The organism is Bradyrhizobium sp. CCBAU 11434 (genome assembly GCF_028128895.1).
In the GTDB taxonomy this organism is placed as follows: domain Bacteria; phylum Pseudomonadota; class Alphaproteobacteria; order Rhizobiales; family Xanthobacteraceae; genus Bradyrhizobium; species Bradyrhizobium zhengyangense.
Genome location: NZ_LBJX01000083.1, coordinates 1 through 26,108, shown reverse-complemented (window position 1 = coordinate 26,108; position 26,108 = coordinate 1). Strand labels below are relative to the sequence as shown.

General features: G+C 64.0%; 24 protein-coding genes and 1 pseudogene. 10 read left to right on the top strand and 15 right to left on the bottom strand.

Annotated elements, in window-relative coordinates:
• Positions 1-201 precede the first annotated feature (201 nt).
• On the bottom strand, positions 202-1,095 hold the full coding sequence (prmC, locus tag XI06_RS18480; protein WP_271606084.1) for a peptide chain release factor N(5)-glutamine methyltransferase: 894 nt from the start codon (positions 1,093-1,095) through the stop codon (positions 202-204).
• A 91-nt stretch (positions 1,096-1,186) separates the two neighbouring features.
• On the opposite strand from prmC, the gene XI06_RS18475 reads away from it, so the two are divergent.
• Positions 1,187-1,612, top strand: a complete 426-nt coding sequence (locus XI06_RS18475) for an HIT family protein (protein ID WP_271606083.1) — start codon at positions 1,187-1,189, stop codon at positions 1,610-1,612.
• A gap of 9 nt (positions 1,613-1,621) precedes the next feature.
• On the opposite strand, the gene XI06_RS18470 is transcribed toward XI06_RS18475, so the two are convergent.
• The 4 genes from XI06_RS18470 to XI06_RS18455 all read right to left on the bottom strand — a co-directional run bounded on the left by XI06_RS18470 (position 1,622) and on the right by XI06_RS18455 (position 6,474).
• Positions 1,622-2,320 carry an ABC transporter ATP-binding protein gene (locus XI06_RS18470; protein ID WP_271606082.1) on the bottom strand — a complete coding sequence of 233 codons (699 nt, stop codon included), beginning with the start codon at positions 2,318-2,320 and terminating at the stop codon, positions 1,622-1,624.
• Positions 2,317-4,158: a branched-chain amino acid ABC transporter ATP-binding protein/permease gene (locus XI06_RS18465; protein ID WP_271606081.1), complete on the bottom strand. Its 1,842-nt coding sequence runs from the start codon at positions 4,156-4,158 to the stop codon at positions 2,317-2,319. Before XI06_RS18465 ends, XI06_RS18470 begins: the two co-directional genes overlap by 4 nt.
• Positions 4,159-4,169: 11 nt before the next feature.
• Positions 4,170-5,045, bottom strand: coding sequence for a branched-chain amino acid ABC transporter permease (locus XI06_RS18460; RefSeq protein WP_237864212.1), 876 nt, complete (start codon positions 5,043-5,045; stop codon positions 4,170-4,172).
• A 94-nt stretch (positions 5,046-5,139) separates the two neighbouring features.
• On the bottom strand, positions 5,140-6,474 hold the full coding sequence (locus XI06_RS18455; protein ID WP_237864211.1) for a substrate-binding protein: 1,335 nt from the start codon (positions 6,472-6,474) through the stop codon (positions 5,140-5,142).
• A gap of 402 nt (positions 6,475-6,876) precedes the next feature.
• On the opposite strand from XI06_RS18455, the gene XI06_RS18450 reads away from it, so the two are divergent.
• Both XI06_RS18450 and XI06_RS18445 read left to right on the top strand, forming a co-directional pair.
• Complete coding sequence (locus XI06_RS18450) at positions 6,877-7,311, top strand: hypothetical protein (RefSeq protein ID WP_237864210.1); 435 nt, start codon at positions 6,877-6,879, stop codon at positions 7,309-7,311.
• Between the two features lie 109 nt (positions 7,312-7,420).
• Positions 7,421-7,894, top strand: coding sequence for a MarR family winged helix-turn-helix transcriptional regulator (locus tag XI06_RS18445; RefSeq protein WP_237864209.1), 474 nt, complete (start codon positions 7,421-7,423; stop codon positions 7,892-7,894).
• Between the two features lie 15 nt (positions 7,895-7,909).
• On the opposite strand, the gene prfA is transcribed toward XI06_RS18445, so the two are convergent.
• The 3 genes from prfA to XI06_RS18430 all read right to left on the bottom strand — a co-directional run bounded on the left by prfA (position 7,910) and on the right by XI06_RS18430 (position 12,900).
• The gene (prfA, locus tag XI06_RS18440; RefSeq protein ID WP_271606080.1) at positions 7,910-8,995 is read right to left on the bottom strand and encodes a peptide chain release factor 1; all 1,086 of its coding nucleotides are present in this window, start codon (positions 8,993-8,995) and stop codon (positions 7,910-7,912) included.
• Between the two features lie 56 nt (positions 8,996-9,051).
• A complete protein-coding gene (ptsP, locus tag XI06_RS18435) occupies positions 9,052-11,319 on the bottom strand; it encodes a phosphoenolpyruvate--protein phosphotransferase (protein ID WP_237864207.1) in 2,268 nt (755 codons plus the stop codon).
• A 324-nt stretch (positions 11,320-11,643) separates the two neighbouring features.
• Positions 11,644-12,900, bottom strand: a complete 1,257-nt coding sequence (locus XI06_RS18430) for an aspartate kinase (protein WP_237864206.1) — start codon at positions 12,898-12,900, stop codon at positions 11,644-11,646.
• Between the two features lie 151 nt (positions 12,901-13,051).
• On the opposite strand from XI06_RS18430, the gene XI06_RS18425 reads away from it, so the two are divergent.
• The 4 genes and pseudogenes from XI06_RS18425 to XI06_RS18410 all read left to right on the top strand — a co-directional run bounded on the left by XI06_RS18425 (position 13,052) and on the right by XI06_RS18410 (position 15,867).
• Positions 13,052-13,519 carry a PH domain-containing protein gene (locus XI06_RS18425; protein ID WP_271606079.1) on the top strand — a complete coding sequence of 156 codons (468 nt, stop codon included), beginning with the start codon at positions 13,052-13,054 and terminating at the stop codon, positions 13,517-13,519.
• Positions 13,520-13,533: 14 nt separating this feature from the next.
• Positions 13,534-14,307 carry a bifunctional 2-polyprenyl-6-hydroxyphenol methylase/3-demethylubiquinol 3-O-methyltransferase UbiG gene (gene ubiG / locus XI06_RS18420; RefSeq protein WP_237864205.1) on the top strand — a complete coding sequence of 258 codons (774 nt, stop codon included), beginning with the start codon at positions 13,534-13,536 and terminating at the stop codon, positions 14,305-14,307.
• 111 nt (positions 14,308-14,418) lie between these two features.
• Positions 14,419-14,700, top strand: a pseudogene (locus XI06_RS18415) (GIY-YIG nuclease family protein).
• 267 nt (positions 14,701-14,967) lie between these two features.
• A complete protein-coding gene (locus XI06_RS18410; protein WP_271606078.1) occupies positions 14,968-15,867 on the top strand; it encodes an EamA family transporter in 900 nt (299 codons plus the stop codon).
• 13 nt (positions 15,868-15,880) lie between these two features.
• Here XI06_RS18410 and XI06_RS18405 read toward each other — a convergent pair whose 3' ends face one another.
• From XI06_RS18405 to XI06_RS18390, 4 genes are read right to left on the bottom strand one after another with little or no spacing between them, the layout of a single operon-like run.
• The gene (locus XI06_RS18405) at positions 15,881-16,363 is read right to left on the bottom strand and encodes a DUF1178 family protein (protein WP_271606077.1); all 483 of its coding nucleotides are present in this window, start codon (positions 16,361-16,363) and stop codon (positions 15,881-15,883) included.
• Complete coding sequence (locus XI06_RS18400) at positions 16,360-17,238, bottom strand: carbon-nitrogen hydrolase family protein (protein ID WP_237864201.1); 879 nt, start codon at positions 17,236-17,238, stop codon at positions 16,360-16,362. Before XI06_RS18400 ends, XI06_RS18405 begins: the two co-directional genes overlap by 4 nt.
• A complete protein-coding gene (gene grxC, locus XI06_RS18395; protein WP_237864200.1) occupies positions 17,235-17,510 on the bottom strand; it encodes a glutaredoxin 3 in 276 nt (91 codons plus the stop codon). Before grxC ends, XI06_RS18400 begins: the two co-directional genes overlap by 4 nt.
• Positions 17,511-17,557: 47 nt before the next feature.
• A complete protein-coding gene (locus tag XI06_RS18390) occupies positions 17,558-18,355 on the bottom strand; it encodes a ComF family protein (RefSeq protein WP_271606076.1) in 798 nt (265 codons plus the stop codon).
• A 64-nt stretch (positions 18,356-18,419) separates the two neighbouring features.
• On the opposite strand from XI06_RS18390, the gene XI06_RS18385 reads away from it, so the two are divergent.
• A complete protein-coding gene (locus tag XI06_RS18385) occupies positions 18,420-19,268 on the top strand; it encodes a methyltransferase domain-containing protein (RefSeq protein WP_271606075.1) in 849 nt (282 codons plus the stop codon).
• Positions 19,269-19,330: 62 nt separating this feature from the next.
• On the opposite strand, the gene XI06_RS18380 is transcribed toward XI06_RS18385, so the two are convergent.
• The 3 genes from XI06_RS18380 to XI06_RS18370 all read right to left on the bottom strand — a co-directional run bounded on the left by XI06_RS18380 (position 19,331) and on the right by XI06_RS18370 (position 22,034).
• Positions 19,331-19,741, bottom strand: coding sequence for a (deoxy)nucleoside triphosphate pyrophosphohydrolase (locus XI06_RS18380; RefSeq protein WP_237864197.1), 411 nt, complete (start codon positions 19,739-19,741; stop codon positions 19,331-19,333).
• A 4-nt stretch (positions 19,742-19,745) separates the two neighbouring features.
• Positions 19,746-20,987, bottom strand: coding sequence for a bifunctional glutamate N-acetyltransferase/amino-acid acetyltransferase ArgJ (argJ, locus tag XI06_RS18375; protein ID WP_237864196.1), 1,242 nt, complete (start codon positions 20,985-20,987; stop codon positions 19,746-19,748).
• A gap of 111 nt (positions 20,988-21,098) precedes the next feature.
• Positions 21,099-22,034, bottom strand: a complete 936-nt coding sequence (locus XI06_RS18370) for a peptidylprolyl isomerase (RefSeq protein WP_237864195.1) — start codon at positions 22,032-22,034, stop codon at positions 21,099-21,101.
• Positions 22,035-22,388: 354 nt separating this feature from the next.
• On the opposite strand from XI06_RS18370, the gene secA reads away from it, so the two are divergent.
• Both secA and XI06_RS18360 read left to right on the top strand, forming a co-directional pair.
• Positions 22,389-25,229, top strand: coding sequence for a preprotein translocase subunit SecA (gene secA, locus XI06_RS18365; RefSeq protein WP_237864194.1), 2,841 nt, complete (start codon positions 22,389-22,391; stop codon positions 25,227-25,229).
• 115 nt (positions 25,230-25,344) lie between these two features.
• The gene (locus XI06_RS18360; RefSeq protein WP_271606074.1) at positions 25,345-26,085 is read left to right on the top strand and encodes a hypothetical protein; all 741 of its coding nucleotides are present in this window, start codon (positions 25,345-25,347) and stop codon (positions 26,083-26,085) included.
• Positions 26,086-26,108 lie beyond the last annotated feature (23 nt).

Sequence of the window (26,108 nt, the reverse complement as noted above, 5' to 3'; positions counted from 1 at the left end):
CGTTGCGGTCGGAGAGCAGCGCAGCTCCAATGGCCATCGCGCTCAACAGGACCTGCGGCTTGGAACCTATAATCAGTAAAGCTCTCGCCCGAGAGCCCGGCTTTCGCCCGTAGGTCTACGGGGCCGGCACCGATGTGTTGATCGGAACGTAGTCGTTCCCACGGGATATTCCAAGAGGTTTTTTCGAGCCCAATCCGGCTTTTATGGGGGCATTTTTCGGGCCGAGACGGCCCGGGGAATGCCCGCCAGGTCAGCCTTAGGGGGCCTGTCGATCAATAACGCGGCGGCTGCCATCAAGGTTTCAATATTCCCGGCTTGGCCCTGTCCGGCCTCGACGATCAGCGCCCCGCCGGGGGTGAGCAGGCCGGCTGCCTGGGGAATCAAGGCCCGGTAGGCATCGTATCCGTCATTGCCGCCATCGAGCGCCAGATGCGGATCGTGCTCGCGAACCTCGATGCTCAATTTCGGAATCTCCCCTGCGGGAATGTAGGGCGGGTTCGACACGATCAGATCGAACGGGCCGCGAAGGGCCGCCGCGTAGGAGCAGGCGACGAAGTCGGCGCGGTCGGCAAGGCCAAGGGCGGCGGCATTGCCCTTGGCGGTATGAAGCGCGGTCAGGCTGAGATCGGTGCCGACACCAAAAGCCTCGGGAATCTCGTGCAGCAGCGCAAGCAGGATCGCGCCCGATCCGGTGCCGATATCGGCGATAACAGGCGGATGAGAGAGACCGAACTCGCGAAAATGCTCGAGTGCACGCTCGACCACCGTCTCGGTATCAGGGCGAGGGACCAGGGTTGCTTCCGATAAGCGAAACGGCAGGCCCCAGAATTCCCTGACGCCGAGAATGCGGGCGATCGGTTCATGTGCGAGCCTCCGCTGCGCGTACCCTTCGAGCCGCGTCGCCTCCTCTGGCGTGAGCGGTCTCGTCGCCTGCGTGATCAGGCCCGTCAAATCGAGTCCCAGCGCGGCACCGACCAGCAGGCGCGCATCGAGGGACGGCTCCTCGATGCCGGCCGATTGCAGCAGCGCCGACAGCGTGCGTCGCGCGCTCTCGATGCTCTGTCCGGGATCAAAGCCTGTCGCCAAGGGAACCATCCTGCCTGGCATCGTGGATAGATCGGCTGCCTTGCTTGCGTCAACGGAAAGGAGCGCGTTTGATCGCACCGCGCAGCGAAGGAGGACATCCATGACGGCCTATGACGATCAGAATGTCTTCGCAAAGATCCTGCGCGGCGAGATTCCCTGCTTCGAGGTGTTCAGGGACGAGCGCAGCTTCGCCTTCCTGGACATCATGCCGCGCTCGCCAGGGCATACGCTGGTGATTCCACGGGCGCCGGCGCGAGGTATTCTCGACATTGCCGATGACGATCTCGCCGCGGTCGCCCGGACCGCCAAGCGGATCGCGGTCGCGGCCATGAAGGCGTTCGATGCGGAAGGGATTATCCTCCAGCAGTTCAGCGAGCCGGCCAGCGGGCAGGTGGTGTTTCACCTGCATATGCATGTCATGCCGGTCCGGGCCGGCGTCGAGCTGCTGCCGGCGCAGACGCGCAAGGAAGACATGGCCGCGCTCGCCGGTCACGCCAAGCGGATGATCGCGGCGCTTGGTCGCTGATCTTCGCGATTAAACGCCGAGATAACGCTGGAGCAGCTCCGGCTGGGCCTTGAGCTCCTGCGCCGGCCCCTCATGCACGATATGGCCGTTGTTGATGATGTAGATCCTGCTCGCCAGTGCCAGCGTCGCCGCCAGGTTCTGCTCGACCAGCACGATGGTCTGGCCGGCGGCCGCGAGCTCGCGGCAGGCCTTGACGAGATCGTGGACGATCACGGGGGCGAGGCCCTCGAACGGCTCGTCCAGCAGCACGATCTTGGGATCGCGCACCAGCGCACGCGCGATCGCCAGCATCTGCTGTTCGCCGCCGGAAAGCTCGGTGCCGCGGTTGCTGCGTCGCTCCTTCAGCCGCGGGAACATCTCGTAGATGCGGCCGAGCGGCCAGCGTTTTGGCGCGGTGATGCCCGCAAGGAGGATGTTCTCCTCCACCGACAGGCTGCCGAAGATGCGGCGCTCCTCGTGCACCAGCTGCATGCCGGCTTGCGCGATCTTGTGGCTCCGGCGGCCGGCGATATCGATGCCATCGAACTTCACGCTGCCGCTGCGTGGGGCCACCACGCCCATTAGGCTCTTCAGCGTCGTGCTCTTGCCGGCGCCGTTACGGCCGAGCAGCGCCACGACCTCGTGACGTTCGACATGCATGGCGATGTCGAACAGAATGTGCGAGTCCCGGTAATAGCTGTTCAGGCCAACGACCTCGATCAGGCTCATGCGGCGATCTCTCCGTGCACGCCGCCGAGATAGGCTTCCTGCACCGCGGCGTTGGTCTTGATTTCCTCGGGCGTGCCGGAGACCAGCACGCGGCCCTCCTGCAGCACGGTCACGCGCTCGACCAGCTCGAACAGCGAATCCATGTCGTGATCGATGATGATCATGGTGCGGCCGCGCGCGATCGATTTGAGCAGCCTGACGGTCTCGATTCGCTCGCGCGGGCTCATGCCCGCGAGTGGCTCGTCGAGCAGCAAGAGGCGCGGTGACGTCGCGAGCGCGAGCCCGATCTCCAGCCTGCGCTTCTCGCCATAGGCGAGCGCGGATACGGGCGTGTCGGCGCGGCGGGTCAGGTTGACCAGCGCGAGGGTGTGCTCCACCTGCTCCGTGAGACCCTTGACGCCGGCGAGCGTGCGGAACAGGTCGAGCCGGAATTTTCCGCGCAGCTCGGCGAGGGCTGCGATCGTCAGGTTCTGCCGCACGGTCAGGCCCGTGAAGAGCTGGTTGACCTGGTAGCTCTTGGTAAGCCCGAGCTGGCAGACGTCCGTGACCTTCAGTCCCGTGATATCGCGGCCCTCGAACACGATCTGCCCCGACGTCGGTGCGATCTCGCAGGTCAGCATCTTGAAGAAGGTCGATTTGCCCGCGCCGTTGGGGCCGATGATGCCGCGCAGCTCGCCTTGGTTCACGCTGAAATCGATATCGCTGTTGGCAACGAGTCCGCCATAGCGCTTGGTGAGACCGGTGGCTTTCAGGATCGGGCCGGAATAGGCGGGGTGTGCCACCTCCTTGGCCTGCATCGGCGCGGGCGGAGCTTGCAGTGGCGGCTCGACCTCAGCTTCCTCCGTCTCCGAGGCCTTCCGGGCTCGCTTGCCCGAGACGAGGCCGTAGAGATCGATGAGGCCGCCCACGATCCCGCCACGCAGGAAGCAAACCAGCAGCACGAACACGACGCCGAGCACCAGTTTCCAGGCTGCTCCCAGACCCAGCGCGGACTGAAGGAAATCCTGAAGGAACAGCCAGACGGTGGCGCCGACCAACGGGCCGAACAACGTGCCCCGGCCGCCGATGGCGGTCTGCATCACAAGCTGGCCGGAGGTGTCAAAGGTGAAAGCGTCGGGGGGCATGAAGGCCTGGAGCACGCCGAGCAGGCCGCCGGCAAAGCCCGCATAGGCCGCGGCGATCACGAAGGCCGTCAGCTTGTAGCTATGGATGTTGTGGCCGACCGCGGTGGCGCGCAGCGGATTGTCCCTGATGGCGCTGAAGATGGCCCCGACCGGCGAGCGCACGATCCTGAGCGCAATGATGACGCCGATGAAGTAGCACAGCGCGATGAACTGATAGAGCGACCAGCCATTGGTGAAATGGATGGTGGTGAAGCCGAGATTGAAGCTCGGCGTCGGCACGCCCGGCAGGCCGTTCTCGCCGCCGGTGAAGTCGGAGAGCGGATTGAACTCGACGAAGAAGAACACTTCCGCGATCGCCACCGTGATCATGGCGAAGTAGATGCCGGTGCGGCGCAGCGCGATCAGGCCGATCAGATAGCCGGTTGCCGCCGCCGCGATCATGCCAATGACCAGCGCGCCCAGCACATTGCTGAAGCCGGCGCGGGTCAGCAGATAAGCGGCGACGAAGCCACCGGTGCCGTAAAAGGCGGACTGGCCGAACGACAACAGGCCGGTGAAGCCGAACAGGATGTCGAAGCCGAGGCCGAACAGGCCCCAGACCAGGATCCGGTTCACCGTGTTCGGCGCGAAGCCGAGATGAGGCAGCACGAAGGGAGCCACGATCAGGCCGACGGCCGTCAGTGTCTCGATCAGGAGCGGGCGTTGCTTGAGCATCAGCGGATCACTTATTCGCGGCCCTGCACGCCGAGCAGGCCATGCGGTCGCACCACAAGCACGAGCGTCATCGCCGCAAACAGCATCACATAGGCGTAGCCGGGGTTGAACATGGAGGTGACGCTGATGATCTCGCCGGCGATCAGGCCGCCGAGAATCGCGCCGGGGAACGAGCCGACGCCGCCGATCACCACCACCACGAAGGTCTGGACCAGGATGTCGTCACCGATGCCCGGGGTCAGCGACACCACCGGCGCATTGACGATGCCGGCAAAGCCGGCGGCCATGGCGCCGATGCCGAACACGATCATGAAGACGCGGTAGACGTTGATGCCGAGCGAATCGACCATCACCGAATCCTCGATGCCGGCGCGCACGATCATGCCGAGCCGGGTGCGGTAGAGCACGATGAACAGCGCGCCGAGCGCGATCGCGACGATGCCGACCACGGCGAGGCGGTAGGTCGGATAGAACATGAAGCCGAGATTGGTGATGCCCTGGAACAACGCCGGCGGCGGCACGATCTGCGACTGGCTCGAAAAGACCAGGCGCACGAGCTCGACGAAACAGATGCCGAGCCCGAAGGTCACCAGCAACTGATCTTCATGCGGGCGGTGATAGAAGTGCCTGATAATGGCGCGCTCCATCAAGACGCCGAGCAGCATCACGAACAGCGAGCCGGCGATGACGGCGAGGATGAACGATTCCGTGTACTGGTAGGTGACGAAGCCGGCATAGCCGCCGATCATGAACATCGCGCCATGCGCAAGGTTGAGCACGCCGAGCGTGCCGTAGATGATGGTCAGGCCGGAGCTGATCAGCGCGAGCAAGGCGCCGAGCGCCAGTCCGTTGAAAAGCTGCGAAACGAGATTGGGCCAACTGATCATGCAATAATCGCTGTCGTGACGCGGCGCTGCGCCAAAAAAGGCGACGCCGCAGGTCCAGAGGTCGGCCTACGGCGTCACAGGGGTTGGCTCGGGATCAGGTGTAGTCGCCGAGATGGCAGCCGAAGGCATCCGGCTTCTGCATCAGGCCTTCACCCGGGACGATCTCGACGACGTCGTACCAGTCTTCCTTGTTCTTCATGTCCTTCTGCTGCTTGCCCTTGACGATGATGACAGGGCGGACGCACTGATGATCCTCCGGGCGGTAATGCACATCGCCGACCAGCGAGGGGATGGTCTCGCCCTTCTCATAGGCCTTGATCACGTCGGGCGGGTTGAAGCTGCCGGCTTCCTCACACATGCGGGCCCAGTGGGCGAAGCTGACATAGGCGTTCTCGGCGCCCCATTCCGGCTTGTAGCCGTACTTCTTCTCGAAGGCCTCGTTGAACATCTTGGCGAGCGGGAACTTGTCTTCGATCGTCCACCAATAATCGGTCGCGGCGTAGACGCCCTGCATCAGGCCGCCGGTCTCGCGCGCGATGAACGGCACCTGGTAAGGGACGACCAGCTTCATCTTGTCGAGCACGCCGAACTGCTTGGCCTGCTGGGTCGACAGCACCGCGTCGTGGCCCCAGTTGACGTTGATGAGCACATCGGCGCCGGAATTCGCGACGTTCAGCAGATAGGACGAATAGTCGGGCGCGCCGAGCGGGGCGACCTGGTTGGTGACGGTGGTCCAGCCGGCGGTCGCGAGGAAGTCCTGCATCGACTTGGTGACGGTGTGGCCGTAGGTGTAGTCAGGCGTGAGATACGCGGCCTTCTTGCCCTTGCCGAACTCCCGCACCATCACCGGGCCGATAGCCGCCGCAGCGGTCTGGCCGAAGAAGTTCTGGCGGACGCCGTAGCGCACGCAGTCCTTGCCGGTGGTGTCGTTCGAGCCGGAGATGCCGCAGACGAACAGCACGTGCTCGCGCTGGGCGAGCTTGTTCAGCGCGACCGCAACGGCGCTCGAGGTGCCGCCCGTGATCATGATCGCCTTGTTCTCGCTGATGAAGCGCTGCTGCGCCTGCACCGCTTCGTTGGGCTTCGCCGCCGAATCCGCGACGCCGAATTTCAGCTCCTTGCCGAGCACGCCCTTGCTGGTCTTGGGTGAAATCTTCTTGATCAGCTCGTGGCCTTCGTTGATGTGATCGATCGCGAGCTGATAGCCCTTGAGCTCGTCCTCGCCCTGCACGGCGTAGGTTCCGGTGCGCGGCACCGATATGCCGATGAAGGCGGTGGAACCCGACACGCCCGCGGGATAGGAGCCGATCGCCGGCTTGTCCTCGGCGAATGCCGGCATTGCCGGCAGCATCGAGCCGCCGATGAGGCCTGCGGTGGTCTGGAGCAGGCCACGGCGCGAAAGGCCGCGGCGGATGAGATCGTCAGTCATGGTGGTTCCTCCGAACATCGTTCTTGTTTGCAGGCAAAACACGACCTGTCCGGCGGCGACCGACCTCATCGGCCTGCCGTGCCGGGCACGTCACATCCGCGTGTAGTTCTTGGACGCAAGCATTGCTTGTGAAGGCCTTCTGTCAATTTCGCCTTTGGTCGAACGACGAAAATTATGTCGTGAAAACATATCGGATAACGATATATATTAGTCTTTGTGAGTACGGCTATGGCGGGTTCGGCGAGAGACATGGTGCGGCAGACGACAGTGGCGGGTAGCCGGAAGCAACAATCCTGGCCGCAGGAAACGGAGCGGCAGGAGGCCGCGTGGCCTTCGGAGGGCGGAGATGCCGCTCGCGCGTCCGAGTCGCGCAATCGCCCGGGCGGCGAGCGAGGGCCGGCTGTGGGCGCCGTTCAGGCCAAACGTGCGCCTGCGCCGATGAAGCGGCTCAGCGTCCGAGCCCAGAACGTCCTGAAGGAACTCGCAGTCGAGCTGACCGGCGAGCAGCCGCCGAAGGGCAATTGGTCGCCCTCGCGCGAGCTGTTGCTTGCGCTGACAGCCGAGCGCCTCACGACTGCGCGCAATTGCGGACCCCATACGATGCGGGAGATCGTCGACTGGGCGCAGGGCTGCGGCGTCACCATCAAGCCGGTGATCACAGCAGGCGGCTCGCTGTCGCAGATGTGGGCGGATTTGATTGCCAATGCGTCGGCAGGCGGCCTGACCGCCGCAGAGATCGCGGGCGCGCTGCAGCGCTCCATCCGGCGCAAGAGCGTCCGCATCCCGATCGCATTTCAGGTCATCCTGGTGAAAATCCTGCTGTCCAGCTTCGAATAGGCCATCGGATAGCTGTGCATCCGTGACATCGGCCGGTTGGTCCGGCTGCGGCCGTTTGCTACTTTAGGCTAAGTCTTCCGCGACGGCGGGCGGCATGGTCGAGGCAGGCATGGCTCAAGCGAAGAAAGCGCAGCGGTCGAAAGTGGTGATCTCGGCGAGGCGCAGCACGATGCGTGACTCCGATTACGCGGCGCTGGCGCAGTTTCGCTACCAGATCCGCAGCTTTCTGGCCTTCAGCGAGGCGGCGGCCGCCGAACAGGGATTGACGCCGACGCAACACCAGGCCCTGCTCGGCATCAAGGGCTTTGTCCGTCCGGGCCCCGCAACTGTCGGCGATGTCGCGAAGTTTCTGCTGATCCGGCATCACTCCGCTGTCGAGCTGATCAATCGCCTCGAAAAGCAAGGGCTGGTCAGTCGCGCCGCTGATCCCGAGGATGCCAGGCGCGTGCATCTCAAGCTGACGAAAAAAGGCGAACAGAAGCTGCAGGCGCTCTCGCGCAAGAACCTCGAGGAGCTCCGCCGCGCCGCAAGCCCGGCGCTGAGCCGTCTGTTGAAATCCTTCGGAGAGCCCGGCGAGGCCTGAACGCCCCGCGGCCTGTTAGGCCGCTGCGCCCTGTGCCGCGAGCTGTGCGGCCTGGTGCTCTGTGGTCAGCGCATCGGTCAATTCGCCGAGCGCTTCGCCGGCGATCACCTGCGGCAGCTTGTAGAGCGTCAGGTTGATGCGGTGGTCGGTGACGCGGCCTTGCGGGAAATTATAGGTGCGAATGCGCTCGGAACGATCGCCAGAGCCGACCTTCTCCTTGCGCTCGGCCGAGCGTGCAGCGTCGACGCGCTGCCGCTCGGCATCGTAGATGCGCGAGCGCAGGATGTTCATGGCGGAGGCGCGGTTCTTATGCTGCGAGCGGCTGTCCTGCATCATCACGACGATGCCGGTCGGAATGTGAGTGATGCGGATCGCCGATTCGGTCTTGTTGACGTGCTGGCCGCCGGCGCCTTGCGCGCGCATGGTCTCGATGCGCAGGTCGTCGTTCTTGATCTCGACGTCGACATCCTCGACCTCGGGCAATACGGCGACCGTGGCGGCCGACGTATGGATGCGCCCCTGCGTCTCAGTGTCCGGCACGCGCTGCACCCGGTGCACGCCGGATTCGAACTTCAGCTTGGAGAACGCACCGCGGCCCTGCACCTCCGCGATGATTTCCTTGTAGCCGCCGACAGTGCCTTCGCTCGCCGAGATCACCTCGACCTTCCAGCCCTGCAAGCTGGCAAAACGCTCGTACATCCGGAACAGATCGCCGGCGAACAGCGAGGCCTCGTCGCCGCCGGTGCCGGCGCGGATTTCCAGCACCACGTTGCGGTCGTCCATGGCGTCCTTCGGCAGCAGCGCGATGCGGATCTTCTGGACCAGATCCTCGATCTTCGGATTGAGCTCGTCTCGCTCGGCCTCCGCCATGCTGCGCATCTCGGCGTCGGTTGAGGGATCGGCGATCAACGCCTCGGTGTCGGCGAGTTCCTTCACGGCGGACCGATACGTCTTCACCGCTTCGACCAGCGGGGCGATCTCGGCGAGCTCGCGCGTGACCTGCACATAGCGCTCAGACGATAGTTGCCCCAGCGATTCGGCTTCGAGCGAGGCGTGATGCGCGAGCAGGACGTCCAGTTTGGCTTCGGGGAGTGACGACATGGTTCAGTCTCAAATGGCGGAGGGAGGCGAGGTAGCGAGGGCCAGCGGCAGGCCCGCTACAACGCCAGGCCCTCGGCCTCGGCAAATTCCGTCAGCTTCTGCCGGATCGAGACGCTGCCGGTCGGCGCATCCAGCAGGGGCCCCAGCATCGCTGCGGCCTTCTTGACGTCGAGATCGATCACCATCGCCTTGACCGGGCCGAGCGCGGTCGCCGACAGCGACAGCGAGCGGTAGCCCATCGCCAGCAGCGCCAGCGCGCCGATCGGCTTCGAGGCCATCTCGCCGCAGAGCGAAAGCGATTTCTTCGCGGCCTGCGATTTCCGTGCGATGTCGCGCAGTGCGCGCAGGATCGGCGTCGACATGGTGTCGAAGCGCTCGGAGACCTTGGCATTGCCGCGGTCGACCGCGAACAGGAACTGGAACAGATCGTTGGAGCCGACCGAGATAAAGTCGACCTTCTTCAGCAATTCGTCGAGCTGGTAGAGCAGCGCCGGCACCTCGACCATGGTGCCGATATCGATGCGCTCCGGCAGGGTGTGGCCATGCTGGCGCAAATAAGTCAGCTCGCGCTCGACCAGCGCCTTCGCGGCATCGAACTCGGCAACCTCCGAGATCATCGGGAACATGATGCGCAGTGCGCGGCCGCCGCCGGCGCGGAGCAACGCGCGGATCTGGCCGCGTAAGAGGCCCGGACGGTCGAGCCCGAGCCGGATCGCACGCCAGCCGAGCGCGGGATTCTCCTCGATCACCGTCTCCATATAGGGCAGCGCCTTATCGCCGCCGATGTCGAGGGTGCGGAAGGTCACGGGCTTGGGGCCTGCGGCATCCAGCACGGCGCGGTAGAGCGCGAGTTGGTCGCTGGTGCGCGGCAGGCTCTGGCCGACCATGAACTGCAGCTCGGTGCGGAACAGGCCGATGCCGGCGCTGCCGGTGTCGTCGATATGCGGCAGGTCGATGGCGAGGCCCGCATTGATCAACAGCTCGACCTTCTCGCCGTCCTTGGTGACGCAGGGCCGGTCGCGCAGCGCCAGATATTGCGCCTGGCGGCGGGCGCGGAAGCGCACCCGTTCGGCATAGGCTGCTTCGATCTCCTGCGACGGGCGCACATAGATCGCGCCCGAGGTGCCATCGACGATGATGGCATCGCCTGGATCGGCAATGCCGGGCGCGTTGGGCACCTCGCCGACCGCGGGAATGCCGAGCGCGCGGGCCACGATCGAGACGTGGGAGTTGGCGGTGCCTTCCTCCAGCACGATGCCGCGCAAGCGCTTGCGGTCGTAGTCGAGCAGCGCCGCCGGTCCCATCGCACGCGCGATGACGATGGCGTTGTCGGGCATCTGCTCGCGCGAGGGCGCATGATCCTGGCCGACCAGCTGCCGCATCAGGCGGTAGCCGAGATCCTCGAGATCGTGCAGCCGGTCGCGCAAATAGGGATCGGTCACGCGCAGCATGCGGGCGCGTGTGTCGGATTGCACGCGCTCGACGGCGGCTTCCGCGGTGAGGCCCGTCGCCACCGCCTCGTGCAGCTTGTGCGACCAGCCCTGGTCGTTGGCGAACATGCGGTATGCTTCGAGCACGTCGCGGTGCTCGCCGCCCTCGGCGACGTCGCCGCGCTCCAGCATGCGGTCGAGATCCGAACGCAGCTTGGCCAGCGCGGTGTCGAGCCGCTTGATTTCCTTCGGCAGGTCCTCGGCGATGTAGTCCTTGATGACGACGCGCGGCTCGTGCAGCACGACGTGGCCGAGCGCGATGCCTTCCGAAAGGATCGCGCCGGCCTTCTGCGTCGAATGGCGCGCGGCCGGCTCCAGGCCGGGCTGGGCGAGCGCGGACAATTCGCCTGACGCGATCAGCTCCGCCAGCACCATGGCGGTGGTCTGCAGCGCCTCGAGCTCCTCCTCGACATAGGTGCGCTTGGCGCGGTTCTGCACCACCAGCACGCCGAGCGTGTTGCCGGCGCGCAGGATCGGCACGCCAAGGAAGGAGTGATAGATCTCTTCGCCGGTCTCCGGGCGGAACGAGAAGGCGGGGTGGCTCTGGGCGTCGTTCAAATTGAGCGGCGTCGCCTCACTGGCGACGAGGCCGACAAGGCCCTCATGGGCACTGAGCACGGTATGGTGCACGGCCTCACGGTTGAGGCCTTCCGTAGCGTAGAGCTCGAGGGTGTTGTCGATGCGCAGCACATAGACCGAGCACACCTCGGCCACCATGTTGGCGGCGATCAGCACCACGATCTTGTCCAGCCGCTCCTGGGCCGAGACCTGCTCCGCCATGGTTTCGCGGAGCCGTCTCAACAAGACGCGGGGACCTCCCGACGCGCTCCGCATGAACCGTCAATCTCCTCCGTCTGCCTGGCCCGGCGATATTGGCCGGCGGCTGGCCCAAAATTCCAGAAAAACAATCAATTTGTTTGTCCGGCGCAGGCGCAAACAACCGCTTGCGCCGAATCAGCGCCGCCTGAACTGGGACACAGTCTGCGGCAGCCCACCCTGTCCGCCGTATAGCGAATTGAGGCTTGTTTTGCCAAGCAAAACGCCTGCCAAACGCGAAGGTGTGTACACCTTCGCGTTTGCTGCGACCGCTAAGAGAAAATTAGCCTTGGCATGGTCCGGAAAAGTGCGAAGCGGTTTTCCGGAAAGACGGGTAGCGCCTCAGGCCTGATCGAGGCCGTAAAGCGTATGCAGCGTGCGCACCGCAAGCTCGGTATAGGCGGTGTCGATCAAAACCGAGAATTTGATCTCGGAGGTTGTAATGGCCCGGATGTTGATATTCCGTCCTGCGAGGGCCGAAAACGCCTGGGCCGCGACGCCGGCATGGCTGCGCATGCCGCTGCCGATCACCGAGATCTTGGCGACGTCGGTTGCGGTATCCAGCCGTGCATACCCGATCTTGGCCTTGGCGGCGGTAATCGTGTCCTTTGCCCTGACGTGGTCGGCGGCCGGCACCGTGAAGGTCAGGTCGGTGGTCTTGCCGTCTTCGGACACGTTCTGAACGATCATGTCGACGTTGATATTGGCATCCGCGAGCGGGCCGAAGATCGATGCGGCAACGCCAGGCTTGTCCTCGATCTGGCGCACCGAGATCTGCGCCTCGTCCTTCGAAAAGGCGATACCGGTGACGACGTGGTTTTCCATGATCTCCTCCTCGCCGCAGATCAGGGTGCCGGGCGGCTGGTTGGCATGCGGGTCGATATCCTCGGGCTTGTCGAAGCTCGAGCGGACGAAGATCGGCATGTTGTGGACCATGCCGAGTTCCACCGAGCGCACCTGGAGCACCTTGGCGCCCTGGGAGGCCAATTCCAGCATGTCTTCGAATGCGATCTTGTCGAGCCGCTTGGCCTTCGGCACGATTCGCGGGTCGGTGGTGTAGACGCCGTCGACATCGGTGTAGATGTCGCAGCGGTCGGCCTTGACGGCGGCGGCGACGGCCACGGCCGAGGTATCGGAGCCGCCTCGGCCCAGTGTGGTGATGCGGTTGGTCCTGGGATCGATACCCTGGAAGCCGGCGATGACAGCGACCTCCTTGCGATCCTTGAAACGGGAGATGATCTCGCTGCCGTCGATGTCCTCGATCCGGGCCGAGGCATGCGCGTCGCTGGTTTTGATCGGGATCTGCCAGCCCTGCCAGGAGCGGGCCTGGATGCCCATACCCTGGAGAACGATGGCCAGCAGGCCCGAGGTGACCTGTTCGCCGGAGGCGACGACTGCGTCGTATTCGCGCGCGTCGTGCATCGGCGAGGCCTCGGTGCACCAGGCCACCAGCTCGTTGGTCTTGCCCGACATCGCCGAGACGACCACAGCCACTTCATGGCCGGCATCGACCTCACGCTTCACATGGCGTGCGACGTTGCGGATACGTTCGATATTGGCGACGGACGTGCCGCCGAATTTCATCACGAGACGGCTCATGACGACGCGTGCATTCCCTCTTGAGGATCAGTATGGTGACCCGCGCCGGACGGATGCCCAGGGGGATACCGACCGCGCGTATACAGAGGGGCGGGGCCGGGGGCAAGCGGGTTCCTGCACGGCCAATCCTGGCAATGGGTTATCAGAGGTTATGGCGCGCTATATTGACGAAATCCTGCAGCCCGGCGAGCGGGTGCTGTATTCGACCAATGCGCACTGGATCTTCTATGTCCCGGCCATTCTGGCCTGGATCGTGGCAATCGTCCTGTTCGCGGTCTCCCGCCAGAGCGACGTCTACAGCATCATGATCCTCTGCCTGTTCGGCTCCGGCCTGGTGGCCTTGGCCGCCCTGTACTGGACGGTGAAGGGCTGGTTCCATCGCCTCACCACTGAAACCGACGTCACCAATCTCAGGGTTGTGCACAAGATCGGCTTCATCAAGCGCCGCACCTTTGAAATGGCGCTGGACAAGGTGGAGAGTGTCGACGTCAACCAGACCATCCTTGGGCGTATTCTCAACTACGGCGACGTGACCATCAATGGCGTCGGCGAAGGACGCGAGACGATCAAGACCATCGCCTCTCCGCTGGCCTTCCGTAGTTCGATCACCACGCGGTAGGACCGCGCGTAACCATGAGCATGCAGCAAGATAGTTCCGCAACTGCCACCGTACCGCCGGGCTCGACCGTCGACGCCGCCGAGATCGCGAAATTCTCAAAACTCTCGGCCGAGTGGTGGGACCCCAAGGGCAAGATGGCGCCGCTGCACCGGATCAATCCGCTGCGGCTCGGCTACATCCGCGACGCCGCCTGCCGCAAGTTCGAGCGCAATGTGCGCAGCCTCAACTGTCTCGGCGGCCTGCGCGTGCTCGACATCGGCTGCGGCGCCGGCCTCTTGTGCGAGCCGCTGTCGCGGCTCGGCGCGCAGGTGATTGGCGTCGATCCATCGCAGAGCAACATTGCCGCCGCGAAGCTGCATGCCGACAAGAGCCATCTGTCGATCGACTACCGCTGCACCACTGTGGAGGAGATCGACCCGCGCGAGCGCTTTGACATCGTGCTGGCGATGGAAGTGGTCGAGCACGTTGTCGACGTCGGCGTATTCCTCAAGCGCTGCGCCTCGATGCTGAAGCCGAACGGGCTGATGGTGGTCTCCACCCTCAACCGCAATTGGAAGAGCTTTGCGCTCGCCATCGTCGGCGCCGAATACGTGTTGCGCTGGCTGCCGCGCGGCACCCACGAGTGGAACAAGTTCGTCACCCCGGACGAGCTGACCAAGTATCTCCTCGACAACCGCCTCGTCATCACCGAGCAGACCGGCGTCGTCTACTCCCCCTTCGCCGACAAATGGACGCTCTCGTCCGACATGGACGTGAACTACATGGTGGTGGCGGAAGGGATGGTGTGAGGGTGGCATGAGAGAGATGCGAGCTCTCACAACCCGAACTGTGTCGTCCCTGCGGACGCAGGGACCCATAACCACAGGCCCCAGTCCTTAGCCGAGATGGGCGTTTCGAGCATGTACTTCGTCTACATCCTCGCCAGCAGCCGTCACGGAACACTCTATATCGGGGTCACCAATTCGCTCTAAAAGCGGTTGGAAGAGCATCGCGCCGGCAAGGGCTCGAAATTCGTCAAGCGATATGGGGTGTATCGGCTCGTCTATACCGAAGCCTACGAGCGGGCAGAAGAGGCGATTGCCCGTGAAAAGCAGCTGAAGCGCTGGAAGCGCGACTGGAAGATCGAGTTGATCGAGCGCGAAAACCTGGAGTGGCGCGATCTGAGCGATCTCCTGGTTTGATTTGGTATTAAGCAACCAAGCAAAAGCTGTCGTCCCTGCGCACGCAGGGACCCATACTGCGGAATCTGTCGGTGAGGGCGCGGTGTTGGAGGCGCGTGTTAGCAGCCTCCGCAAAACTGCTCCCTGGGGTTATGGGTCCCTGCGTTCGCAGGGACGACAGTGTGCTTGTTGCGAGAGCATCGCTCCCATGACGTTCGTGTGGTTGACCCGTTGAATAGCTGACGGCAGGTTGGCTGCAACAACCCTCCTGTCCCAGCCACCCACCCCATGTTCACCGTCACCAGCCTCTGGATTCCCTTCACCGTCGTCGCTGCGCTCGGCCAGGTGGCGCGCAATGCGATGCAGCGGTCGCTGACCAAGCCGCTGGGGACATGGGGCGCGACCAACATCCGCTTCCTGTTCGGCTTCCCGTTCTCGCTGCTGTTTCTCGGCGTGGTGCTGGTCGCAACCGGTGACCATATCGGCATGCCGCCATCGATGTTCTGGCCGTGGCTGCTGCTGGGCGCGCTCAGCCAGATCGTCGCCACCGGGCTGATGCTGCTCGCGATGAACGACCGCTCCTTCGTGGTGACGACGGCGTATCTCAAGACCGAGGCGATCCAGACCGCGATCTTCGGCTTCGTCTTCCTCGGCGATCACCTGACCTGGCTGAAGGTGCTGGCGATCGTGATCGCGACCGTTGGCGTCGTCATCACCGCGCTGCGCCCCGGCGGCGAGAAGAGTTTTGCGGAGATGAAGCCGACTATCACGGGCCTCGTTGCCGCCGCCGCGTTTGCGCTGTCGGCTGTCGGCTTCCGCGGCGCCATCATCACCGTACCGAACGTGTCCTTCGTGACCGCGTCGTCGTTCACGCTGGTGCTCGGCCTGTTCGTGCAGACGCTGATCCTGACGATCTATCTGCTCTGGCGCGCGCCAAAAGTGCTTCAGTCGATCCTGGGATTATGGAAGCCGTCGCTGCTGGCGGGCTTCATGGGCGCCTTCGCCTCGCAGTTCTGGTTCCTGGCCTTCGCGCTGACGGCGGCCGCCAATGTCCGCACGCTCGCCTTGGTCGAGGTGCTGTTCGCGCAGGGCGTGGCGTACTATTCGTTCAAGCAGCCGATCGCGCCGCGCGAGATCATTGGTATCGTGCTGATCGTTGTGGGCGTGGCGCTGCTGGTGGGCTTCTGACGCGGTTTGCGCGTCAGTTCCGGTCTTCCGGCAGGGTCGGCAGCGGTGACACCTCGATGCCCTCATCGATCAGCGACTTCGCTTCATCAGGCGAGGCCTCGCCATAGATCGGGCGGTGCTCCTTGTCGCCGTAATGCATCGCACGGGCTTCGTTCGCAAAGCGCTCGCCGACATTGTCGGCATTCTTCACGATGTGGTCGCGCAGCTCTTTCAGCTTGGCGCGCAGCTCGCGCTCCTGCGCCATCATCAGCGAGGTGGGTCCTGACGGGGCGGCCTCGGGAGCGGTGGTTGCAACAGGCTCCGGCGGCGGTGTCGCAGGGCCGCGGCCCTTCTTGCCGACGATACGCGGTGCCATGATCGCCTTGTCGACCTTGGCCGAGCCGCAGATCGGACAGGCCACCAGCTTGCGCTTCACCTGCGAATCATAGGCCGACGAGCTCTGGAACCAGCTCTCGAACTCATGGTTGCGGTCGCAATGCAGCGCGTAGCGAATCATGCCGATCCCCGCACCAGATGCAGATGATCCGGCCCGGCCTTGGGATCGGAGACGCCGAAGCGGCGGCCGTGCTGGAGCGATGGGATCGCGCGGCGCGCAGTCTCGACCTTGGCCGGGTCGATCTTGGCCATGATGATGCCGGGCTCGACATCGCCCTCGGCGAGGATCTCGCCCCAGGGGTCGATGATCAGAGAGTGGCCATAGGTCTCGCGCTTGTTCTCATGGGTGCCTGCCTGGGCCGCGGCGAAGATGAAGCAGCCGGTCTCGATCGCACGCGCGCGCAGCAGGATGTGCCAGTGCGCCTCGCCGGTCTTGCGGGTGAAGGCGGAGGGAACGGTGATGAAATAAGCGCCGCTTTCAGCCAGTGCGCGATAGAGCGCGGGGAAGCGCACGTCGTAGCAGATCGTGAGGCCGACGCGGCCCCAGGGCAGGTCGGAGATCACGGCGGTTTCGCCGGGCTGGTAATTGGCGGATTCGCGATAGCTCTCGCCGTCCGGCAGCTCGATGTCGAACATGTGGATCTTGTCGTAGCTCGCGAGCACATTGCCCTCGGGCCCGATCAGAAACGAACGGTTGACCGCCTTTTCGGGCGAGAACCGCAGCGCCAGCGAGCCGACATGGATGTGAATCTTCAACTCGGCCGCGAGCGCGCGATACGCCTTCAGCGAGGTATCGTCCTCCTCGCTCTGCAGGTGTTCGAACAGCGCCTTGCGGTTGAGCTGCATCATGTTGCTGACTTCGGGCGTCTGCACGTAGTCCGCGCCCTTGGCCGCCGCTTCCCGGATGAGTTTCGTCGCCTGAGCGAGGCTCGGCCCCGGCATCAGGCCGGTGCGCATCTGCACCATGGCGGCGGTGAAGGTCCTGTCCTCGCTCATGAGACCGCCTTGACGTTTTCGAGCAGGCCGTCGAGCTTGCCTTCGCGGTCGAGCGCGTAGAGGTCGTCGCAACCGCCGATATGAGTTCCGCCGATCCAGATCTGCGGGAAGGTCGAGCCCGCGCCGGCGCGGTCGTACATTTCCTCGCGCCAGGACGGGTTCTTGGCGACATCGAATTCCGTGAAGGTCGCCTTCTTGCGGGTCAGAAGCGACCTGGCGGCGGAACAATAGCCGCATCCCGGCCTAGTATAGATCTCGACAGCAGCGGTCATGGGATCAAACGCTCTCATGTCATGAATTTATTGAATTATATGGGGGTTTACCTGATCTCGACAACCCGGGCGAACACCAGCACATCGACCTGGGCCGCCTTGGCGCGCAGCAGGGCGCGGGCGCAGGCGTCCAATGTTGCACCTGATGTCAGGACATCGTCGACCAGGATGATGCGCCGGCCCTGGACCTCGGCCTGACGGTCGGGGGATACCTGGAACGCGCCCTGCACATTGGTGGCGCGCTGAGCCCGCGACAGGCCGATCTGCTGCTCCGTGGCGCGCACCCGGCGCAGCACCTCAGCTCTCACCTTCACTCCGCTCTGCCGTGCGATGATCTGCGCCAGCGCGCCGGATTGGTTGTAGCGGCGGCGCCAGGCCCGCCGCCAATGCAGGGGCACCGGCACCAGCATGTCGGCGCCGTTGAGCAACTCGCCGCCCGCGCGCGCCATCCAGCGGCCCATGGCGGGCGCGAGATCGGTGCGATCCTGGTATTTCAGCGCATGCACCAGCGTGCGCGCGACGTCGTCATAGCGAACCGCCGCGCGTGCCCGCATGTAAGCCGGCGGGCTCGCGATCGCCTCCATCGACAGCATGTCGGGGCCGGGGTCATAGACGAAGGGAATGCCGAGCCGCGGGCAATAGGGCCGCTCAATGAACGACAGCCGCGACCAGCACGCCGGGCATACGCCCTCGCCATCGACCGGCTCGCGACAGGACACGCACAGCGTCGGCAGCGCGATGTCGAGCGCGAGCTTTGCCGTCCGTGTCAGCACATAGCGGCCAGCCGTCCACGCAGCACGCAAAGGTGCGGCAATGGAACGGGATGGGGTGGCATCAGCTTCCATGAAAGGAGGCTAGCGCCGCATTCGCCGGATTGCCAGAACCGTCGTGATCGGCGTAACCAGCGGCATGGCTCAGACACCGCAGACCCCACCCGCCTTGTTCGATCGCTCCCTGCTGCACGCGCGGCAGCGGCGTGCAATGGCGCTGGGTGTCGAGAGCTTCCTGCTCGACCGGGTTGCCGAGGACATGTCCGACCGGCTCGCCGCGGTGATGCGCGAGTTTCACGCACCGGCCGATCTCTGGACGCCTGGTGAAGGGCTCGCAGGTCTGCGCGGCCGGTTACCTTCGATCCAAGGGATCGCGCTCGACGCTGCGGGCTCCGAGAAATTGCCCGTGGTGCCCGAGAGCCTCGATCTCGTCGTCTCGGCTCTAGCGTTGCAATTCGTCAACGACCTGCCGGGCGTGTTCGCGCAGGTTCGCCGTGCGCTGAAGCCGGACGGGCTGCTGCTCGCCGCGATGATCGGCGGAGATAGCCTGACCGAGCTGCGGCAGGCTTTTGCAGAGGCGGAAGCCGAATGCGAAGGCGGTGTCTCTCCGCGCGTTGCACCCTTTGCTGACCTGCGCGACATCGGTGCGTTGTTGCAGCGGGCGGGCTTTGCACTGCCGGTTACCGACGTTGATCGCGTCGTGGTGCGCTATGGCAACGCGTTCACGTTGATGCAGGATCTCCGCCGCATGGGCGCGGCCAATGTGCTGATCGAGCGGCGGCGCACGCCGACGCGACGCGCGACGCTGCTCCGCATGGCCGAAATCTATGCCGAGCGTTTTGCCGATGCCGACGGCCGCATCCGTGCGACCTTCGACATCATCTGGCTGTCCGGCTGGGCGCCACATGCGAGCCAGCAGCAGCCGCTAAAGCCGGGCTCGGCGAAGGCGAGCTTGGCGGAGGCGGTGAAGAAGGCGGGAGAGACGTGATCCCAGCGCCGCTGCCATTCCGGGTTCGATGCTCCGCATCGCCCCGGAATGACGATGCGTCGTCACATCAGCAAGTCGATCAAATGCGGGATCAGCGGAATATCCGCCGGCGGCATCGGATAGTCGCGCAGCTTGTTGGCGCGCACCCAGGCTAGGGTCTGGCCTTCGCGAGCTTGGACAATCCCTTCCCAGCGCCGGCAGATGTAGAGCGGCATCAGCAGATGAAACGTCTCGTAGCCGTGGCTTGCAAAGGTCAGTGGCGCGAGGCACGGCTCGGCGACGGTGATGCCGAGCTCCTCGTTCAGCTCGCGGATCAGGCTCTGCTCGGGCCGTTCGCCGGGTTCACACTTGCCGCCGGGAAACTCCCACAAGCCCGCCAGCGTCTTGCCCTCCGGGCGCTGCGCGATCAGAACACGCTTGTCGGCGTCGACCAGCGCGCAGGCCACCACCAGTGTCAGCTTCAGCTCGGCCATGATCCTAGGACCGGTAATCCCCGTTGATCGCGACATATTCCTTCGTGAGGTCGCAGGTCAGCACCCGGTCGCGGCCCTTGCCGAGGCCAAGCGAGACCTTGATCGCGATCTCCGGCGCCTTCATTGCTTCCGATACCTGGGTCTCGTCGTAATCAGGATCGCGTGCGCCGCTCTTGGCGACGCGGATGCCGTTGAAGGAGATCGACAGCTTGTCGCGATCGGCCGGCTCGCCGGCCTTGCCGACCGCCATCACCACGCGGCCCCAATTGGCGTCCTCGCCGGCGATCGCGGTCTTCACCAGCGGCGAGTTGGCGATCGACATCGCGATCTTGCGGGCGGAGGCCTTGGTCTTGGCGCCCTCGACCGTGATCTCGACCAGCTTGCGGGCGCCTTCGCCGTCGCGGGCGACTTGCTCGGACAGATTGGCAAGGATCTGATTGAAGGCTTTCACGAAGGCCTTCAGGCGCGGATCGCTGGCGCGGCTGATCTTGGGTGCGCCATGCTCGGCCGCAGCGCCGGTCGCGAACGCGAGCAGCGTATCCGAGGTCGAGGTGTCGCCATCGATCGTCACCGCGTTGAAGGTGTCCTCGACACCAGCCTTGAGCAGCGCCTGCAGCGCGGCGGGTGCGATCGGGGCGTCGGTGAAGATGAAGGACAGCATCGTCGCCATATCGGGGGCGATCATGCCGGCGCCCTTGGCCATGCCGTTGATGGTGACCTTGGCCTTGCCGAGCTTCACCGTCGCGGTCGCGACCTTGGGGAAGGTGTCGGTGGTCATGATCGCCTTGGCGGCGGCAAGGTAGTCACCTGGCTCGGCGGTCTCGGCGAGGCGGCCGAGCACGCCGTCGAACTTGGTCGCGTCCAGCGGCTCGCCGATCACGCCGGTCGAGGCCAGGAAAATCTCGCTCTCGCTGCAGCCGACAGCCTTGGCCGCAATCTTCGCGGTCAGCGCGGTGGAGGCGCGGCCGGTCTTGCCGGTGAAGGCATTGGCATTGCCGGAATTGACGACCAGCGCGCGCGCCTTGCCGCCCTTCAGTTTCGTACGGCACCATTCAACCGGCGCAGACGGGCACTTCGACTTGGTGAAGACACCGGCGACCGCGGTGCCCTTGTCCATGATGGCGAGCAGCACGTCGGTGCGGTTCTTGTAGCGGATGCCGGCCTCGGCCGTCGCAAGACGGACGCCCGCGATCACGGGCATATCAGGAACATTCTTGGGGGCAAGGGGAGAGACGGAGGAGGACATCGCGGGGGGCCTTGGTGAGGTCTGGATATGCAGATGCCCGGCCCCTCGTTGCGGGGCCGGGCATCAGGAAGGCTTAGATACTCTTCGCGTCACCGAAGTGACAGCAAATTCTTACTTCTTGGCCGGAGGGGCCATCTTGCTGTCGGAGGGCTTCGCGTCCTTGGCCGCATCGGCCGGCTTGGCGTCCTTGGACGCGTCCGCCGCCGGCTGGTCCAGCCGCTCGACCTTGGCCTCGGCGCGGAGTTTTGCCACGTAGTCGGCCTGGGCCTTGCGGGTGACGTACTGCTCGATCTGGGGCTTGACCTGGTCGAACTCCGGCGCCTTGCGATTGCGCTTTTCCTCGACCTTGATGACGTGCCAGCCGAACTGCGACTTCACGGGGTCGGAGATCTTGCCCGGCTCCAGCGCGAAGGCCACGGCCGAGAATTCCGGCACCATCTGTTCCTTGGTGAAGAAGCCGAGGTCGCCGCCGTCGGCAGAGCCCGGATCCTTGGACTTCTTCTTGGCGAGTTCGGCGAAATCGGCGCCCTTGTCGAGCTCGGCCTTCACCGCCTTGGCCTCGTCCTCGGTCTCGACCAGGATGTGGCGGGCGCGCACTTCCTGCTCGCCGGTGATCTGCTTGGAGGCCTCCTCATAGACCTTCTTCATGGCGTCGTCGTTTGTCGCCGCCTTGCCTTCCTGGGCCAGCAGGCTGTCCATCAGCAGGCGGTTGCGGGCGAACGCCATGCGCTTCTTGAACTCGTCGCCGTCAGCGACCTTCTTGTCCTCGGCGGCCTTGGCCACGATCTTCATGTCGATCAGGAACGACAGGACGTTTTCGTCCTTGGTCGCCGGATCCATCTGGGCAAGGCTCGGTCCGAGCTCTTCCTCGGCCATGGTGACGTCGCTCTTCTTGATTTCAGCACCATTGACCTTGGCCAGGACCGGATCGTCGGCCGCCCGGAGCGGGCCTGCGAAGGCCAGGGTCAGCGCCAGGGCGAGGCTGCCAGCCAGGGCGGACGCAGGGCGGAAACGCAGGCCGGTGGTTACCGGGAACGAGGTGGTCATGGAAAATCCTTTTGTTGAAGCAGGGGGCTGCTCGAGCGGGGCGGACACTCGCCCAATTCAGGGGGGCTTGGCAACGCGAAAAGTCTGTCAAAATGATGAATTAGCCGCAATGCGCCCGCCGTTGACAAGGCCCTGACCGGGCCATATCTCTGCGCGGTCGCGACCATGGCGATGGCGTTTATTTTGCTGCGTTTTTGGCCGTTGAACCCAGACTAGCCCAATTCCCACCCATATGGCGGATGAACCCCCGCAGTCCGGGCTCTGGCGCCATAAGGCGTCACGGTGAGTTGATAGGCCGGAGGGTGACAACTTCTTGGCTGCAACGCGGTTAATTCGCGAACACAGGAACTAGGCATGATCGGCGCGCTCGCCCGCAAGTTTTTCGGCTCCGCCAACGACCGGCGGGTGAAGGGATATCAATCCCGCGTCAACGCGATCAACGCGCTGGAGGCGGAGGTCTCGAAACTCTCCGACGAGGCGCTCAAGGCTCGCACCGCCGAGTTCAAGAAGCAGCTTGCCGAGGGTAAGACGCTCGACGACCTCTTGGTGCCCGCCTTCGCCACCGTGCGCGAGGCCGCCAAACGCACGCTCGGCCAACGTCATTTCGACGTTCAGCTGATCGGCGGCATCGTGCTGCATGAGGGCGACATCGCCGAGATGAAGACCGGCGAAGGCAAGACGCTGGTGGCGACGCTCGCGGTGTACCTGAACGCGCTCGCCGGCAAGGGCGTCCACGTCGTCACCGTCAACGACTACCTCGCCCGCCGCGACTCCGGCTGGATGGGCCAGATCTACGGTTTCCTCGGCCTGACCACCGGCGTCATCGTTCATGGCCTCGACGATGCCGAGCGCAAGGCGGCCTACGCCTGCGACATCACCTACGGCACCAACAACGAATACGGCTTCGACTATCTCCGCGACAACATGAAGTACCGGCTCGAGGACATGGTCCAGCGACCGCACTTCTATGCCATCGTCGACGAAGTCGACTCCATCCTGATCGACGAAGCGCGCACGCCGCTGATCATCTCCGGTCCGCTCGACGACCGTTCCGATTTCTACAACACCATCGACAGCTTCCTGCCCAGGCTCGACAAGACCGATTACGAGGTCGACGAGAAGCAGCGCACGGTGACCCTCACCGAAGCTGGCATGGAGAAGATCGAGGGTCTTCTGCGCGATGCCGGCCAGCTCAAGGGCGAGTCGCTCTACGACGTCGAGAACGTCTCGGTCGTGCACCACATCAACCAGGCCTTGCGCGCCCACACGCTGTTCACGCGCGACAAGGATTACATCGTCCGCGACGACGAGGTCGTGATCATCGACGAGTTCACCGGCCGTATGATGCAGGGTCGCCGCTATTCCGAAGGCCTGCACCAGGCGCTGGAGGCCAAGGAGCACGTTACGGTTCAGCCCGAGAACCAGACGCTGGCCTCGATCACGTTCCAGAACTACTTCCGCATGTACGAAAAGCTCGCCGGCATGACCGGCACGGCGCTCACCGAAGCCGACGAGCTGTTCGACATCTACAAGCTCGAGGTCGTGGAAATCCCGACCAATCTGGCGGTCGCCCGTCTCGATGAGGACGACGAGGTCTATCGCACCCAGAACGAGAAATACGCCGCGATCCTGGCCGAGATCGAGCGCGCCAATGCGCGGTTGCAGCCGGTGCTGGTCGGCACGGCTTCGATCGAGAAGTCGGAAGTGATTGCCGAATATCTCAAGAAGCACGGCTACCGGCAGATCGATTTCGGCAACGAGAACTCGATGCAGAAGCTGTACGCCGCGGCGCGTGCCAACAAGCCGGCCAAGCTGTTCGCGGTGCTGAACGCGCGCTTCCACGAGCAGGAAGCCTATATCGTCGCCGAGGCCGGCGTTCCCGGCGCGATCACGATCGCGACCAACATGGCCGGCCGCGGCACCGACATCAAGCTCGGCGGCTCGCTCGAAATGCGCATCCAGCAGGAGACTGCTGATATCGCGGACGAGGCCGAGAAGGCCAAGAAGATCGAGCAGATCAAGGCCGATATCGAGCATTTCCGCGACATCGTGCTGAAGGCTGAAGAAACAGTCGAGATCGAACCGGCCAAGGGTTCGAAGCCGGCCAAGACCGTCAAGAAGCCGGGCGGCCTCTACATCATCGGTTCCGAGCGTCACGAATCCCGCCGCATCGACAACCAGCTGCGCGGCCGTTCCGGCCGTCAGGGCGACCCCGGCCGCTCAAAATTCTTCCTGTCGCTGGAAGACGATCTGATGCGCATCTTCGGTTCGGACCGCCTCGACAGCATGTTGCAGCGTCTCGGCCTGCAAGAGGGCGAGGCGATCATCCATCCCTGGATCAACAAGGCGCTGGAGAAGGCGCAGCAAAAGGTCGAGGCCCGCAACTTCGACATCCGCAAGAACCTGCTCAAGTTCGACAACGTCCAGAACGACCAGCGCAAGGTGATCTTCGACCAGCGCGTCGACCTGATGAAGGACGAGAGCGTCGCCGAGACCGTCGCCGACATGCGTCACGCCTTCATCGAAGATCTCGTCGCCAAGCACGTGCCCGAGCACGCCTATGCCGAGCAGTGGGACGTCGCCGGCCTGAAGGAAGAATTGAAGCGCGTGCTCGATCTCGACCTGCCCGTCGATGACTGGGCCAAGGAAGAAGGCATCGCCGACGAGGAGTTGCTCAACCGCATCGAGACCAAGGCCGACGAGCACATGGCGGCCAAGGTGGGGCAGTGGGGTCCCGACGTGATGCGTTACGTCGAGAAGACCATCCTGCTGCAGACGCTCGACCATCTCTGGCGCGAGCATCTGATCATGCTCGACCATCTGCGCCAGGTCATCGGCCTGCGCGGCTACGGCCAGCGCGATCCGCTGCAGGAGTACAAGACCGAGGCCTTCAACCTCTTCCAGGAGATGAGTGCCCATTTGCGTGAGGCAGTCACGGCGCAGCTGATGCGGGTGGAGATCGTGCCGCCCGAGCAGGAAGCCCCCGCGCTGCCGCAGATGGAAGCGCACAAGCTCAATCCGGATACCGGCGAAGACGAGATGGCCATCGCCAGCGTCTCGCTGGCCCCGCAGGCCACCGACGCCGCGCTGCGCGACCCGAAGAACCCCGCAAGCTGGGGCAAGGTCGGCCGCAACGAGGATTGCCCCTGCGGCTCCGGCAAGAAGTTCAAGCACTGCCACGGCCGGTACGCTTAACCAGTGATTTCAATGCGTTAGACGGACGATTCACCCGCTGTGAATTTTTCAGCCGTCTAACCGTTGAAAGCATTTCGTCTCGTGTGGTGCTTGCTGATCTTCAGGGGCACCACGAATGGTCGGCGCTCGCTATCTTGAGGATGGCCGGCTCACGGTTTTTCGGCGCAACGGCACCTACTACGCCCGCCTGCGACTTTCACCGCGGAAATATGTAACTCGATCGTTGAAGACGACAGTCGAGGAGACCGCAGTTCAGCTAGGCCGTAGGCTGCTGTTCCAATTAGAACACAGGGCCGAGCAAGGCCTTCCGCCAAAATCCAAATTATTCTCCGCCGTCATTGACGACTACATCCGCTTCCGTGAACGGGATCATGCGCACGGCAAGACCTCGGCTGGGATGCTGCGGCAGATTAAGCGAGTCTCGAAGTTTTGGCGAGAATACGCTGGCCACCTGGCCGTCGAGGACATCGATGACAAGGTGATGCGGGAGTTCATTCCCTGGCGCCGGGATTACTACGCTTCCTTCGACAAGTTGCCGAAGAACGCAAAGCGGCATCCAACCGACAAGACGCTGCAATGGGACATGATGCTCGGCAAAGCCATTGTGAAATGGGCTGCAGGGCAAGGATTGCGTGGCAACCGATCAAATATCACCACAACATTCACGCCTAAGAAGAAGCGGGTCCGACCTGCGTTTGAGCAATGGGAATTTCGTCAACTATGGCGAACGCTGTGCAGACGCATCAACACAGCTCGTGATGAACGAACAAGGAAAAGCCGAGAGCTGCTGCAGATATATGGTATCCCTCCATTGAAGGCCGCCTTGTTTGACGAACGTGATCGCTGCAGGTCCTAGGGGTAATCCTAGGAGAAGCGTTA